This is a genomic window from Halomicrococcus gelatinilyticus (genome assembly GCA_024227995.1).
Lineage (GTDB): Archaea > Halobacteriota > Halobacteria > Halobacteriales > Haladaptataceae > Halomicrococcus > Halomicrococcus gelatinilyticus.
On the sequence record CP100465.1, the window covers coordinates 2,243,215 to 2,257,810 of the forward strand.

General features: G+C 69.8%; 10 protein-coding genes and 1 pseudogene. 6 read left to right on the forward strand and 5 right to left on the reverse strand.

Going from position 1 to position 14,596, the window contains the following annotated elements:
• Positions 1–21: 21 nt before the first annotated feature.
• The 3 genes from smc (at position 22) to NKT36_RS11840 (ending at position 5,976) form a co-directional block, all read left to right on the forward strand.
• Positions 22–3,600: a chromosome segregation protein SMC gene (gene smc, locus NKT36_RS11830; protein ID WP_327051253.1), complete on the forward strand. Its 3,579-nt coding sequence runs from the start codon at positions 22–24 to the stop codon at positions 3,598–3,600.
• On the forward strand, positions 3,593–4,591 hold the full coding sequence (locus tag NKT36_RS11835; protein WP_327051254.1) for a ScpA family protein: 999 nt from the start codon (positions 3,593–3,595) through the stop codon (positions 4,589–4,591). The genes smc and NKT36_RS11835 overlap by 8 nt, the downstream gene beginning before the upstream one ends.
• Positions 4,592–4,677: 86 nt before the next feature.
• Complete coding sequence (locus NKT36_RS11840; protein WP_327051255.1) at positions 4,678–5,976, forward strand: TIGR00341 family protein; 1,299 nt, start codon at positions 4,678–4,680, stop codon at positions 5,974–5,976.
• Here the strand turns inward: NKT36_RS11840 and NKT36_RS11845 are convergent.
• The 4 genes from NKT36_RS11845 to NKT36_RS11860 all read right to left on the reverse strand — a co-directional run bounded on the left by NKT36_RS11845 (position 5,946) and on the right by NKT36_RS11860 (position 11,647).
• Positions 5,946–6,971, reverse strand: coding sequence for an NOG1 family protein (locus NKT36_RS11845; RefSeq protein ID WP_327051256.1), 1,026 nt, complete (start codon positions 6,969–6,971; stop codon positions 5,946–5,948). The genes NKT36_RS11840 and NKT36_RS11845 overlap by 31 nt on opposite strands.
• A 93-nt stretch (positions 6,972–7,064) precedes the next feature.
• Complete coding sequence (locus NKT36_RS11850; protein ID WP_327051257.1) at positions 7,065–8,090, reverse strand: deoxyhypusine synthase; 1,026 nt, start codon at positions 8,088–8,090, stop codon at positions 7,065–7,067.
• A 523-nt stretch (positions 8,091–8,613) separates the two neighbouring features.
• A complete protein-coding gene (locus tag NKT36_RS11855; RefSeq protein WP_327051258.1) occupies positions 8,614–9,381 on the reverse strand; it encodes a Nif3-like dinuclear metal center hexameric protein in 768 nt (255 codons plus the stop codon).
• A gap of 46 nt (positions 9,382–9,427) precedes the next feature.
• Complete coding sequence (locus tag NKT36_RS11860) at positions 9,428–11,647, reverse strand: outer membrane protein assembly factor BamB family protein (RefSeq protein WP_327051259.1); 2,220 nt, start codon at positions 11,645–11,647, stop codon at positions 9,428–9,430.
• 143 nt (positions 11,648–11,790) lie between these two features.
• Between NKT36_RS11860 and hisH the strand changes: the two genes are divergently transcribed.
• Positions 11,791–12,474 (forward strand): imidazole glycerol phosphate synthase subunit HisH, encoded by a 684-nt coding sequence (gene hisH, locus NKT36_RS11865; protein WP_327051260.1) that lies wholly within the window; start codon positions 11,791–11,793, stop codon positions 12,472–12,474.
• A gap of 48 nt (positions 12,475–12,522) precedes the next feature.
• On the opposite strand, the gene NKT36_RS11870 is transcribed toward hisH, so the two are convergent.
• Complete coding sequence (locus NKT36_RS11870; RefSeq protein WP_327051261.1) at positions 12,523–12,867, reverse strand: hypothetical protein; 345 nt, start codon at positions 12,865–12,867, stop codon at positions 12,523–12,525.
• A 165-nt stretch (positions 12,868–13,032) separates the two neighbouring features.
• Here NKT36_RS11870 and NKT36_RS11875 point away from each other — a divergent pair, with 165 nt between their 5' ends.
• Positions 13,033–14,142 (forward strand): tRNA (guanine(26)-N(2))-dimethyltransferase, encoded by a 1,110-nt coding sequence (locus NKT36_RS11875; protein WP_327051262.1) that lies wholly within the window; start codon positions 13,033–13,035, stop codon positions 14,140–14,142.
• A 147-nt stretch (positions 14,143–14,289) separates the two neighbouring features.
• Positions 14,290–14,595: pseudogene (locus tag NKT36_RS11880) on the forward strand (MFS transporter); the annotation flags it as partial.
• Position 14,596: the final 1 nt, after the last annotated feature.

The window sequence follows — 14,596 nt, forward strand, 5'->3', positions numbered from 1 at the left end:
TCTCTCCCCCACGAGCAACCCATGCACATACGAAAGCTCGTCCTCGATAGCTTCAAGAGCTTCGGCCGGAAGACCGAGATTCCGTTCTACGAGGACTTCACGGTCGTCACGGGGCCGAACGGCTCCGGGAAGAGCAACATCATCGACAGCGTCCTGTTCGCGCTCGGCCTGGCGCGGACCCGCGGTATCCGCGCGGAGAAGCTGACCGACCTCATCTACAACCCCGGCTACGAGGACGGGGCGGAGGAGTCGAGCGGCCCCCGCGAGGCCAGCGTCGAGGTCGTCCTCGACAACACCGACGGCACGCTCGACCGCTCGCAGGTCGTCAACGCCGCCGGGTCCGACAACGTCGGCGACGTCGACGAGATACGAATCAAGCGCCGCGTCAAGGAGACCGAGGACAACTACTACTCCTACTACTACCTCAACGGTCGCTCGGTCAACCTCTCGGACATCCAGGACCTGCTCGCGCAGGCCGGCGTCACGCCGGAGGGGTACAACGTCGTCATGCAGGGCGACGTGACGGGCATCATCAACATGACGCCCCACGAGCGCCGCGAGATAATCGACGAGATCGCGGGCGTCGCGGAGTTCGACGCGAAGAAGGAGGACGCGCTCGCGGAACTGGACACGGTCACCGAGCGCATCGAGGAGGCCGAACTCCGCATCGAGGAGAAGCGCGACCGCCTCGACCAGTTGCGCGACGAGCGGGAGGCCGCACTGGAGTACAAGGGCCTCCGCGAGGAGAAAGAGGAGTACGAGGGCTACCTGAAGGCCGCCGAACTGGAGGAGAAGCGTTCTGACCTCGAAGCGACCCGCGAGGACGTCGCGGACCGCGAGGACGAACTGGAAGCCCTGCAGGCCGACCTCGACGAGAAGCAGGGCCGCGTCGTCCGCCTCGAGGACGACCTCGAGGAGCTCAACGCCGAGATCGAGCGCAAGGGCGAGGACGAACAGCTCGCCATCAAGAGCGAGATCGAGGAGGTCAAGGGCGAGATCTCCCGCATCGAGGGCGAGATCGAGTCCGCCGAGGAGAAGATATCCGAGGCGGAGAACGAACGCCGCCAGGCGTTCGTCGAGATCGACCGCAAGCAGGAGACGGTCGACGAGCTCGACGAGGAGATCCGCGAGGTGAAACTCGAGAAGGCGTCCGTCAAAAGCGACGTCCAGAGCAAGGAGGCCGAACTCGAGGAAATCGAGGCCGAGATCGAGAGCGTCGACACGGAGTTCGACGAGCTGAAGGCCGACCTCGCGGAGAAGAAGGAGGCGCTCGAGGCCGAGAAGAGCGAGAAGAACGAGCGCCAGCGCGAGAAGGACCGCCTGCTCGACGAGGCGCGACGCAAGTCCAACGCCGTCAACGACAAACAGGACGAGATCGACGCCGCCCGCGAGCGCATCCCGGAGCTGGAGACGGAGCTGGACGACCTCGCGGACGAACTGATGAAGGCCGAGCGCAACCGGGAGCAGATCCAGGAGGTCGTCGACGACCTCAAGAGCGAGAAGCACGCGCTGCAGGACGACCTCGACGACGTCGAGGACCGCCTGCAGGCGCGCCGCCAGGAGTACGCCGAACTCGAGGCGAAGGCCGAGGAGAGCGGCGACTCCTCCTACGGCCGCGCCGTCTCGACCATCCTCAACGCGGGGATGGACGGCGTCCACGGCACCGTCGCCCAGCTCGGCAGCGTCGACCAGCAGCACGCCACCGCACTGGAGACGGCGGCGGGCGGCCGGATGGCCCACGTCGTCGTCGACGACGACGGCGTCGGTCAGGACTGCATCGAGTACCTGAAATCGCGCAACGCGGGTCGGGCCACCTTCCTGCCCATCACGAAGATGCAGAACCGGTCGCTGCCGAGCGCGCCGAACCTGCCGGGCGTCGTCGACTTCGCGTACAACCTGCTGGACTTCGACTCGGCGTACGCCCCTATCTTCTCGTACGTGCTCGGCGACACGCTGGTCGTCGAGGACATGCAGACGGCACGCGAACTGATGGGCGATTTCAGGCTCGTCACGCTGTCGGGCGAACTCGTCGAGAAGAGCGGCGCGATGACCGGCGGCTCGAAGAGCGGGTCGCGGTACTCCTTCTCCGCGTCCGGCAAGGGCCAGCTGGAGCGCGTCGCCCGGAAGATCAACGACCTCGAGGACGAGCGCCGGTCCGTCCGCGAGTCTATCCGCGACGTCGAGGAGCGCCTCGACGACGCCCGGGACCGCCAGGGCGACGCCAGCGACCAGGTCCGCAGCATCGAGAACGACATCGAGCGTCGGGAGGAGGAGCTGGAGTCATTCCAGGAGAAGATCGACGACCTCGAGGACGACATCGAGGAGTTGCGCGACGAGCGCGAGTCGGTCGACGAGCAGATGCAGGAGCTGGAGAGCGAGATAGCGGCCCACGACGACGCCATCGCGACCATCGAGGACGAGGTGGCGGAGCTGGAGTCCGAACTCGCGGACTCGAAGATCCCGGAGCTGACCGCCGAGGCCGAGGAGATCGAGGCCGACATCGACGACCTCGAGGACCGGATGGACGACCTCGACGGCCGGCTCAACGAGCTGCAGCTGGAGAAGCAGTACGCCGAGGACGCCATCGACGACCTCCACGACGACATCGAGGCCGCCCAGAACCGCAAGTCCGAACAGGAGGAGCACATCGAGGAGCTCGAAGCGAAGGTCGAGGACAAGGAGGCGGCCCTCGCGGAGAAGCGCGAGGCGGTCGCCGAACTCGAGGACGAACTGACCGACCTCAAGGACGAACGGTCGGAGCTCAAAGACGACCTCCAGGCCGCCAAGCGCGAACGCGACGAGAAGCGCGACGAGGTGGAGTCGGTCGAGAACCGACTCGAGAGCCTGCAGAACGCCGTCCGTCGCCTCGAAGACGAGGTCGAGGAGCTCGCCGAGGAGGTCGGCGAGTACGACCCCGACGAGGTGCCGGACCACGACGAGGTCCGGTCGAACATCGACCGCCTCGAACGCCAGATGGAGGAGCTGGAGCCGGTCAACATGCTCGCCATCGACGAGTACGACGAGGTGGAGGCCGACCTCGACGAACTCGAGGAGCGCAAGGCGACGCTGGTCGAGGAGCGCGAGGCCATCACCGACCGCATCGACTCCTACGAGGCCCAGAAGAAGTCGACGTTCATGGACGCCTTCGACGCCATCGACTCGCACTTCCGGGAGATATTCACCCGGTTGTCGAACGGGTCGGGCGAGCTCCACCTCGAGGACGAGGCGGACCCGTTCGAGGGCGGGCTGACGATGAAGGCCCAGCCCGCGGACAAGCCGGTTCAGCGCCTCGACGCGATGTCCGGCGGCGAGAAGTCGCTGACCGCGCTCGCCTTCATCTTCGCCATCCAGCGCCACAACCCCGCGCCGTTCTACGCGCTGGACGAGGTGGACGCGTTCCTCGACGCCGCGAACGCCGAGCGGGTCGGCGAGATGGTCGACGAACTCGCGGGCGACGCGCAGTTCGTCGTCGTCTCCCACCGCTCGGCGATGATGGAGCGCTCCGAGCGCGCCATCGGCGTCACGATGCAGGGCGACAACGTCAGCACCGTCACCGGCATCAAGCTCGACGGTAGCCAGGAGGTGCCGGCGGATGACTGACGACGTCCCGCTGAACATCGCCGGCCACGAGGAGCGCAAGCGCGAACGCGAGGTCGACGCCGTGCCGGGCGGCGACGCAGTGCCCGGCGGCGACGACGCTCCGGCGGACGATGTGTCCGCTGCGAACGGCGACGCCGCCCGCGCGGACGGCGAGGCCGTCCTCCCGGGCGAACTCGAACCCGACGACAGCGACGACGATGCGGTCGAACCGGTCGAACTCCTGGTGCAACTCGCCGAGGAGGGCGAGATCGAGCCGTGGGACATCGACATCGTCGACGTGACCGACAAGTTCCTCGACCGTCTCGACGAGGCGGACCTCCGGACGTCGGGCCGGGCGCTGTTCTACGCGAGCGTCCTCCTGCGGATGAAGAGCGACGCGATGCTGTCGGACGACGACGAGGAGGAAGACGAGCCCGAACCGTGGGAGGCCCCGATGGCGATGGAGGCCGAGGGCGCGGACGCGCCGGCCTTCGACCCCGTGGATTCGCTTGAGCGGGAGATGGAGCGCCGCCTCGACCGCAAGCACGCCCGCGGGACGCCCGAGACGCTTGAGGAACTCGTCCGCGACCTGCGCGAGCGCGAGCGCGGGTCGTGGTGGAAGGAGTCACGGACGTACGACACCAGCGACTCGCCGCAGGGGTACCAGCGCGGCACGCAGACGCTGGACTACCACGCGGCCGACGACATGCGCCTCGACGAGGAGCCGACCGAGGACGACGTGACCGGGACGACCCACGACGAGGACATCGAGTCGGTCATCGACGACGTGCGCGCCGAACTGGAGACCCAGTACGAGCGCGGGCGCAACGAGGTGCTGTACGCCGAGATCGACGACGTCGGTACCACGCGCGTCGAGACGTACCTCGCGCTGCTCTTTCTCGCCCACCGCGGGTTCCTCACGCTCGAACAGGACGACCTGTTCGGCGACCTCTGGGTGCAGAACGCCGACGTCGCCGGCGAGAGCCGCCCGGAAGTGCCCGCGGACGACTAGTCCCGGAGCCGACGCAGTGACCGGACGGTCGCCACGCTCCCGGCGACGGCCTGAACGCTTTTTCGTCGCCGCGTCCTTGCACGGGCGTGCGTCTCGTACACGTCTTCGTCCCCGACGACCGGCGCGACGCGATACTGGCCGCGCTGGACGACGCCGACGTGGACTACGTCGTCACGGGGGCGTCGTCCGAGGAGGGCGGAACGCTCGTGGAGTTTCCACTCCCGACGGACGCGGTCGGGGACGTGTTCAACGAACTCCACGACGCCGGACTTCCGGAGGACGCGTACACGGTCGTCGGCAGCGCCGAGACGGCGACGACGGGGACGATGGAACTGCTGGAAGACCGCTACGCCAACAACTTCTCGCCCATCACGGCGCCCTCGCTGCGCTCGAAGGCGCGCGACCTGGCAAACGACTGGCGCTCGTACGTCTGGCTGGTCTTCCTGTCGGCGGTCATCGCCACCGGCGGGCTGATCGCCGACTCGCCGGCCATCGTCGTCGGGTCGATGGTCATCGCGCCGCTGGTCGGCCCCGCGCTCACCGCGGGCGTCGGTTCGGTGACGGGCGACCGGGAGATGGTGGTCGACAGCGTCGAGTTCCAGATCGCCGGCCTCGTCGTGGCGGTCGCCGGCGCGACCGCGTTCGCGTTCCTCCTCAAGACCCTGGGGTTCGTCCCGGCGGGACTCGGCGTGACGGCGCTGGAGCTGGTGAGCCTGCGCGTGGCTCCGTCGGTGGTGGCGGTCGTCGTCTCGGTCGCGGCGGGCGGTGCAGCGGCGTTCTCGCTCACGACCGAGGGGCCGACGTCGCTCGTCGGCGTCATGGTCGCCGCGGCGCTCGTCCCGGCGGCCGCGACGACGGGCATCGCCATCGTCTGGGGGTCGCTCCCCGTTGCGGTCGGGTCGTTCCTGCTGCTCTCGGTCACGGTCGTCGGCATCAACGTCGGCGTCTGGACCACGCTCCGGTACCTCGGCTACCGGTCGGAGGAAAGCGTCGTCGGTCGCCTGGAGAAGCGGACGCGGCTGGTCGTCGGGGGGCTCGTCCTCGTCGCCGCCGTCGGCCTGGTGTTCGCCGGTACGTACAGCCAGCTGTCGTTCGAACGCGAGGCGACCACGGCGGTCGAGGAGGTCGTCGACGACTCCCGGTACGGCGAAGTCGACGTGGTCTCGGTCCGGCCGAGCTACTCGTCGCCGTTCATCTCCTCTTCGCGGACGGTCACGGTCGTGCTGGAGCGACAGGCCGGCAAGTCGTATCCGGACCTCCCGCAGCGGCTCAGGCGACGGATATCGTCGGCGACGGGCCAGTCGGTCACCGTCCGCGTCCAGTACGTCGAGTACGCGGTGTCGCGGCCCGGCGCTCAGCCCTCGAACGGCAGTTCGGGCTCGTAGCCGATGGCCTCGACGGCGGCGTCGAGCGTCTCGTCGACGTTCTCGTCGTTCTCGACGCTCATGAACAGGTCGGCGTCGACGTCGGTCGAGAGGTCGGACTTGTTGCCGACCGTGAGGACGGGCACGTCGCCGAACCGCTCGGCGATGGAGTCCCGCAGCGCGAGCTGGGCGTCCAGCGAGTACCCGCAGTAGCCGCTCGGGTCGACGATGACCAGCACGCAGTCGGCGAGGTGTTCGAGCGCCGAGACGGCCTGGGACTCGATGTCGTTTCGCTCCTCGGCGGGGCGGTCGAGCAGGCCCGGCGTGTCGACGATCTGGTAGCGGACGTGGTCGCGTTCGAAGTGCCCGACGCGGACGCCCTTCGTCGTGAAGGGGTACTCCGCGATCTCGTTGCTGGCGCGGGTGACGCCGTTGACGAACGACGACTTGCCGACGTTCGGGTAGCCCGCGACGACGACCGTCGGGTCGTCGGGGTCGATCTCCGGCAGGTCCCGGAGGGCGTTGCGCGCCTCGCCGACGCGTTCGAGGTCCCCGCTCACCTCCTCGACGACGTCCGCGAGGCGGGCGAACCCCTGCTTGCGGATCTTGCGCGCCGCCTCGGTGTCGTTCGGCAGCCGTCCCTGGTAGTCGCGGCCGATCTCCTTGGTCTTCCGGGACGCCCACTGTATCTCGGAGAGGCTCTGGCGGACCGCGTCCACGCCGGACGGGGCGTCCTCGGGGCCCTCGACGTCGTCCGCCGTTGCGTCGGCGTCCGACACGGGGTCCTCGACGATGGCGTCCGCGAGTTCGTAGTAGAAGGGGTCGACCTCGTGGAAGTCCGGCCAGGCGGTGACGACGTTCTGCAGGTTGTCCGACAGGACGTTCGACGCGGTCTGGAGCATCGACTGCTGGGCCTCGACGCCGCTCTTGGCCCGTCCGGCCCGCGCCGCCCGCGAGAACGCCTTGTCGATGAGTTCCTCCGACGTGGGCGTCGTCGGCAGGGTCTCGAAAATCATGGACGTTCGTACGGCCTCGCCATTTAAAAGGCCGTTCATAGTGCGCGTGCGCCGACGACTGCGCCGACGGACGTCGACAGCGGCGTCCGGGCGTTACTCGACGCGTTCGCGCGCCGCGGCGACGACGAGCGGCAGCGTGATGGTGGCGTCGGCGTAGACGGAGGCGTTCCGCGCGGCCTTCTCCAGTTTGCCCCACGACCGCGCCTCGTCGAGCGTCGCGCCCGAGAGACCGCCGGTCTGGGGCGGGTCCATCGTCAACTGGACGGCGTAGTCGTAGGCGTCCGGCGAGACGAGCATCGTCTGGAGGACGTAGTTCTTCGGGACGCCGCCGCCGACGACCATCGCGCCCGCCTTCTCGGCCTCGAACGCCTGGTCGGTGATGGTCGTCATGTCGGCCAGGGCGTCGAGGGTGAACTCGGAGGTCTGGGAGTACATCCACGCCTGCAGGCCGAGCACGGAGTCCTGGACCGCCGGGCAGTAGATGGGGACGTCGTTCTCGTAGGCCGCCGCGGCGACGCCCTGGCCCTCCGCGACGTCCTCGCTCTCGTTGACCTCGGCGTTCGCGCGCCCGAGCTCCTCGGTGAGCCGCTGGATGCTCACTGCGCCCTCCTCCGCCAGCGTTGGAAACACCCGCTCGCGGAGGTGGTTCTCGAACAGCGCGAAGTGCTCCTGGGGCAGGTAGACGTTGTAGATGCGGTCGACCTCCTCGTCGCGCAGTTGCTCGTCGTGTTCGCGCATCGTCTTCCCCTCGGCGGTCTCCTCGCCGTGGTGGTGCTTGCCGCCGATGGCCTCGATGGCGTCGTGGGTGAGGTTCGCGCCGGTCGTCACCAGCGCGTCGACGTGCCCGTCGCGGATGAGGTCGGCGACGATGCGCCGCATCCCCGTCGGCACCATCGCGCCCGCGAGGCCGAAGAAGTTGGTCACGTCGTCGTCGCCCAGCATCTCGGCGTACACGTCGACGGCCTCGTGGAGGGTGGCCGCGCCGACGCCTGCCGACCCGTACTCGTCGGCGAGTTCGCCGACGGTCATCCCCGAGCGGGCCTCCGCGTGGGCGATGGGGTCGTGGTGGAACGCCTCTCGGTGGACGTGGTGGTCGCCGTCCTCGTGGTCGTCGGTCATGGTGGTTCCTGCGGAGGCCATCCGCTTCAACGCCGCGATTGTCGGACGACCCGTTCGAGTTCGATCCTCGCCCCCGAACACCGCTCGACCAGGTCCCCGAACGGGAGCGTCCGGCGGCGTCGCTATCCCGACGATGTAGCTCGTCGGTGTCGTCCAGTCGACGCTGTTACCCTTCCGCGTTCCGCTACGTGACACGCGGCTGTCCGGAAGAAACTGTGTTGCCGACTACCGCGGGGGTGCGCGTGGCGCGGGGTCGAGCGCCAGCGGCGCTTCGATTAGCCGCAACCCGGGGGTTCGGCTATCGGGGCCGGTCGGCGGCGGCCCGTGTCCGGCGAGAGCCGGGACGTGACCCGGTTGTCCCGGCGGTCCTCCTGGACCGTAGAAACCCACCGAACACGTCCCGATGGTCGGCGGCACCGCTTTTAATACCACATGGTTCGAGCGGAATCGTCTGACGCTCGTATCAGAACGAGAGAACGTATCGCGTTCAGTTTGTTCCCGTTCGTCTGAATGTTTCTCCTTCTCAGAGGCCGGTCGGCGCGTCCACGAAGGTCGTCGCGAGCCCCCACTCGTCGGCGAGCGACTGCAGCGAGCGGACGCCGAACGTCTCGGTCGCGTAGTGGCCGCCGAGGAGGACGGTCAGCTCGCTCTCGCGGGCCATGTGGTAGGCCTTCCCCTTGCCCTCGCCCGTGATGAGGGCGTCCGCGCCCGTCTCGACCGCCTCGTCGAGCCAGTCGACGCCGCTCCCCGTGACGATGGCGACGTCCTCGACGGTTTCGGGGCCGAAGTCGAGCACGCGCACGCCCTGGCCGAAGTGGTCGAGTTCGTCCACCAGCAGCCGCTGGAGGTCGTCGGTCTGGACGCCGTCCGGAACGCGGCCGCGCTGGCCGACGTGCTCGGGGCCGAGTTCGCCGAACGGCTCGCGGTCCTCGAGTCCGAGGAGGTCGGCGACGCCCGCGGCGTTCCCCAGGTCGGGGTGGGCGTCCAGCGGCAGGTGGGAGACGTACAGCGCGACGTCGTTCTCGACGAGTGGCGCGACGCGGTCGTAGGTGCGTCCCGTCAGGCGGTCGATGCCGCCCCACGAGAGGCCGTGGTGGACGACCAGGGCGTCCGCACCGCGGTCCGCGGCCGCCGCCACGGTCTGCTCGGCGGCGTCGACCGCGAACGCCACGGTCTCCACCTCGTGGTCGTCCGGCCCGACCTGGACGCCGTTCTCGCTCGCGTCGAGGTCGGCGAAGTCGTCAGTTCGCAGGCGCTCGTCGTAGCGGGCCGCAAGTTCGGCGAGGTCCATGCTCGCCTCTGCTCGCGCGAGCGGCTTGTATCTCCCGGACCCCGACCTACGCGCGGAAGGCGGCCCACCGGAGCATGTCGTCGAACTTCACGACCGAGTCGTAGCGGTCGTCGGGGTCGGCCGCGGTCGCGGTGGCGAGCACGTCGTCCAGTTCCTCCGGGAGCGTCGGGTCGACCCGACTCGGCGGCGTCAGGTCCTCGTCGAGCGCCGGCGGCTCGCCCGTCACCGCGTGGTATGCGGTCGCGCCGAGGCGGTACTGGTCGGTCTTCTCGTCGGGGTCGTCGGCGTCTTCCTCCGGCGCGGCGTACGGCGACGGCCGGTCCAGCGCCGCCGCGAGTTCCCAGTCGCTCACCGCCGCGGCCGTCGGGTCGTCGAACAGGACTGTCGACGGGTCGACGCCGCCGTGGACGACGCCGTCGCCGTGCGCCCGGTGGACCGCCGCGTTCGCCGCCGACACGGCGTCGACGCGCTCCGCGACCGACAGGTCGTCGGCGTCCGCGAGCGAGCGCTCGAAGTACGGCGTCCGGACCCACGGCTCCGGGTCCTCGCCGTACTCGAGCACGGGGACGACGCCCGGCCGGTCGGCCATCGCCGCCCAGCGCTCGACCGCCGCGAGGAACGACTCGGCGTGCTCGGGGTCGGTCAGTCGCGTCTCGGCGACGAGGCGCGGGCCGTCCTCGGTCCGCTCGCGCACCCGGTACGTATCGGTCATCGGTCCCGCCCGCACCCGTTCGAGCGTCCCGAACTCCGGTTCCGGCGACGGCTCCCCGACAGCGGCCGGGTCGTCGTCCGACCCGCCGGCGTCGAGGCGGCGATAGGCGGCCAGCACGCCCGCGCCGCCGACGACGCCCGCGAGCGCCATCCCCGTCCCCGAGGAGAGGAAGTCGGTGGCGTCGTCGACCGTGGCCGCGAGGAACGGGCGGTTGCGTTCGAGGGCGTAGATGCCGCCCTCGTCGGTTCCCAGGAGTATCGTCTCCCCGGTGACCTCGGTCCAGACGACGTCGGGGCGGGATTCCGGGCGCTCCTCCTGGGCCGGGTCGGTCGTGTCGTCCGACTCCCAGGGGCCCCCGACCGTGTACCGCCACCGTCGGTCGCCGTCGTCGGCGTCGAGCGCGTACAGGTACCCGCCGCCCGGTGCGTAGACTGTCCCGCCGGCGACCTCGCCCCAGAGCACGTTCATCCGGCGCTTCGTCTCGAACGACCACTGCTCGCTCCCGTCCGACGGGTCGAGCGCGTAGATGGTTCCCAGCCGCGTCGGCGCGTACACCGTCCCGTTCGCAACCTGTGGGCGGTACCCGACGTTCTGCTCCTGGGTCGCATCGTCGAGTTCGAACCGCCACCGCTCCGTCCCGTCCGCCACGTCGATGGCGTGCAGCGCCGTCCCCCAGACGTACATCGTCCCCTTGTGGAGTCGCCCGGGGTACCAGTAGGACTCGCCGTCGACGGTGAGCGTCCACTCGACGCTGCCGTCTCCGGCGTCGAGTGCGGCCACGCCGCCGCCACCCTCCTCCCAGACGTACACGCGCTCGCCGTCGGTAGCGACCGGCGGGCCGTCGAAGTGTTCCGGCTCCGCCAGCCACAGTTCCGTCCCGTCGTTCCGGTCGACGGCGTACACGTTGCCGGACCCTCGTTCGCCGACGAACACCGCCCTGTCGGTGTATACGAGAGGCGAACCCATGTTCGACGCTCTGACCCCTGCCGGTCCGTCGAAGGTCCACAGCTCCTCGCCCGTCGCCGCGTCGTACGCGACGAGCGCCCGGGACCGGGCGACGTACAGCGTCCCGTCGACGAACGTTGGGACGCCCGCGAAACGCTCGGCCGATTTCACCCACTCGACGCTGCCGCTGTCGGCGTCCAGTGCGTAGAGAGTGGCGGTGGTCTGGTCGTCGTCGCGAACGGTGCCGACGGCGTACACGCGGTCGCCGCCCCGCTCGTGGAACGCGCCGAAGCCGCCGAGGGCCTTCTTCCACTTCGTCTCGCCGCTATCGAGGTCGAACGCGCGCATCTCCGCGCCCTCGCTCCGATTCTCGAACCCGCCGTCGGTCTGGAACCGGACGACGGCGTGGGCCAGTCCGCCGTCGACGGTCGGCGGATAGACCAGCTCGGCGTTCTCTTCGTTGACCGACCACCGCGTCTCGGGGGCCGACCCGCCGGTCGTGGTGGTCGTCTCGCTGGTCGTTGTTGCGGCACCACGGCCGGCCGCGCCGAGCGCGGCGGCGGTGAGCAGGCCGCGCCGGGAGAGGGAACCGCTGCTCGGGGGACACATGGTAGTACGGTCCGCGACCACTCATTTATATCTGACCACGCGGGAACGATGCGGCGATGGCGCGCCCCGGAGCCACCCACGGCCCGCGCAGGACAACTGCCGGAACGGAAAGCGACTTGCCCGCGGTCCCACTAGGTCGTCGCATGAGCGCCAGTTCACAGCGACGGGAGGCCGAGACCGCGTCGGTCGTCGTGGTCGACTACGGGCTCGGGAACCTCCGGAGCGTCTCGCGCGGCCTCGAACGCGCCGGGGCGACCGTCCAGGTGTCCGACGACCCCGACGACTTCGAAGCCGCAGACGGCGTCGTCCTGCCCGGCGTCGGTGCGTTCCGCGAGGGCGTCGAGAACGCGGGGCCGTACCGCGACGTGCTGGTGGAGGAGGCCGGGCGCGGCACGCCGCTGTTCGGCATCTGCCTCGGGATGCAGATGCTGCTCACGTCCAGCGAGGAAGCCGAGCGCACGGGCCAGGGCGACGCCCGCGGCCTCGACCTGATTCCCGGGACGAACGTCCGCTTCTCGGGCGACCTGACGGTGCCCCACATGGGCTGGAACCGCCTCTCGGTCGAGCGCGACCATCCCATCGTCGACGGCGTCGACGGCGATTACGCCTACTTCGTCCACTCCTACTACGCGGTCCCGGACGACGGGGACGCCGTCGTGGCGACGACCACCTACGGTGAGAGCGACGACGCGCGCACCGACGGCGCGTTCCCGAGCGTCGTCGCCAACGAGGCGGGCAACGTCTTCGGCACGCAGTTCCACCCCGAGAAGAGCGGGGAGACGGGACTGCAGATTCTCCGGAATTTCGTCGACATCTGTCAGGAGTAGTCGGAACGGTATCGGCGTCCGTCAGCCATCGCCGTCCGTCAGGAGCAGTCAGAGGAAGTCGCGGACGTCCGAGTACCACATGTCGTGGTCGTCCATCGCGTCGACGCGGCGGGCGATCTCGTACGCGAGGACGTGCCAGCACTGTTCGGTGGGGTCGTCGGGGTCGATGTTGTACTCGCTGTCCTTGCAGGTGCAGCCGTCCTCGACGACGTACTCGTCCTCGTAGCCGACGACGACGACGAAGTCGCGGTACTGCTTGACGCGCCGTTCCGTCACCGCCTCGATGGCGTGCTGGCCGCGGTCGCCGTGGACGGCGAGGATGCGCTGGACGACCTCCGGCGTCAGTTCCCCGGCGTCGTCCAGGTCGGCCTGCCACTCTTCGACGGCGTTCACGCTGGCACCTCCTCGCGAACCCGCAGGCCGGACGGACGCGTCGCCGGGAGCACGAGCGGGGCGTTCGAACGGGCGCGACATACGCGTTCCGGTCGCCCCGGGAGCGGTTCCGCCCGCTCGCTGGCAAACGCATCTCTTTTCGCCCCGGACCGTCGACCCGTGTACATGAACGTCCGCGAGGGAGGAGTCGAGGTCGAGGTCCCCGAGCAAGGGAGCGAGGGAATCGGCGACGAGGTGTTCTTCAACCCGGTCCAGGAGCTCAACCGGGACGTGACGGTCGCCGTGCTGCGGGCCTACGAGGACCGCGAACCGCGCGCGGAGACGTACCTCGACGCGATGGCCGCCTCCGGCATCCGCGGCGTCCGCGCCGCCGCGGCGGGGTGGGACGTCACCTGCGCGGATATCGACCCCGACGCCGTCGACCTCTGCCGCGAGAACCTCGCGCGCAACGACCTCGACGGCGAGGTCGTCCACCGGAACGCCAACGCGCTCATGCACGAGTCGGTCTTCGACGTGGTCGACGTCGACCCCTTCGGGACGCCGGTGCCCTTCGCCGACGCCGCGTTCGCCAACACGCGGGACCTCGTCTGCGTGACCGCCACCGACACCGCGCCGCTCTGTGGCGCCCACTTCGACAGCGGCGTCCGCAAGTACGGCGCAGTCCCGCGCAACACCGACTACCACGCCGAGATGGGCGTGCGCGTCCTGCTGTCGGCGATGGCGCGCACGGCCGCCCGCTACGACGTCGGCGTCACGCCCGTGCTGACCCACGCGACGAACCACTACGTCCGTACCTACCTCGAACTCGACCACAGCGCTACCGACGCCAACGACGCCGTCGACCGGCTCGGCCACGTCTACCACTGCGAGGACTGCCTCCACCGCGAGCACGAGTTCGGACTCATCGCAAACCCGCTCGACACCTGTCCGGCGTGCGGCGGCAACCGGATGCTCACCGCCGGCCCGCTGTGGCTCGGGCCGGCCCACGACGCCGACTTCGTCGACGCCGTCCGCGAGCAGGTCACCGACGACATGGCGACCGCCAAGCGTGCCCGGAAGCTGTTGGCGACGCTCGCCGGCGAACTCCACGAGCCCACCCACTACGACCAGCACCGCCTCTGCAAGGAGTGGACCCGGGAGGCCTCGGGCATGGACGCGTTCCTGGAGCGCCTTCGCGACGCCGGCTTCCCCGCCTCGCGCACCCACTACGGCGGGACGACGTTCAAGACGCCCGCGACCGTCGCCGAGATACGCGAGGCGACCGCCGGGGACTGACCGGCCGAGGGCCGCCTCACCCCCACCGTCTTCACTGCCGCGCCGCAACTACGGACGATGCGCTCGGTGCTGGCGATCGACCGGCGCGTGCTCGCGCTGGCGCTGGCCCGGATGGCCGACGCCGTCGGTAACTTCTTTCTCATCGTCGTCCTCCCCGTCTACGTCGCCCCGGGCGTCGCGGGCGCGCTGGTGTTCGCGCCGGCGCTCGCGCTCGCCGGCGACCTCGCCCGCGAGGGCCAGTCAGGCACCCAGCTCTCCGTGTTGACGATGGCGTTCGGGCTCGGCACCGCCGTCGGGCCGCTGGCCTCCGGCGCGCTCGTCGCCCACGGCTTCGTCGCCCCCTTCGCGTTCGGCGCGACGCTGGCGGCGCTCGCGGCGGTGCTCGTCTACTCGCAGGTCGAAGAGACGGTGACGCCGGGCGCGACCGAACCGGGAGCCGCGCCGCAGGACTGAC

Excerpts from the sequence above, each read along its gene's own strand:
- smc (WP_327051253.1), top strand. The coding sequence starts at position 22 with ATGCACATACGAAAGCTCGTCCTCGATAGCTTCAAGAGCTTCGGCCGG.
- NKT36_RS11835 (WP_327051254.1), top strand. The coding sequence starts at position 3,593 with ATGACTGACGACGTCCCGCTGAACATCGCCGGCCACGAGGAGCGCAAG.
- NKT36_RS11845 (WP_327051256.1), bottom strand. The coding sequence starts at position 6,971 with ATGATTTTCGAGACCCTGCCGACGACGCCCACGTCGGAGGAACTCATC.
- NKT36_RS11850 (WP_327051257.1), bottom strand. The coding sequence starts at position 8,090 with ATGACCGACGACCACGAGGACGGCGACCACCACGTCCACCGAGAGGCG.
- NKT36_RS11855 (WP_327051258.1), bottom strand. The coding sequence starts at position 9,381 with ATGGACCTCGCCGAACTTGCGGCCCGCTACGACGAGCGCCTGCGAACT.
- NKT36_RS11860 (WP_327051259.1), bottom strand. The coding sequence starts at position 11,647 with ATGTGTCCCCCGAGCAGCGGTTCCCTCTCCCGGCGCGGCCTGCTCACC.
- hisH (WP_327051260.1), top strand. The coding sequence starts at position 11,791 with ATGAGCGCCAGTTCACAGCGACGGGAGGCCGAGACCGCGTCGGTCGTC.
- NKT36_RS11875 (WP_327051262.1), top strand. The coding sequence starts at position 13,033 with ATGAACGTCCGCGAGGGAGGAGTCGAGGTCGAGGTCCCCGAGCAAGGG.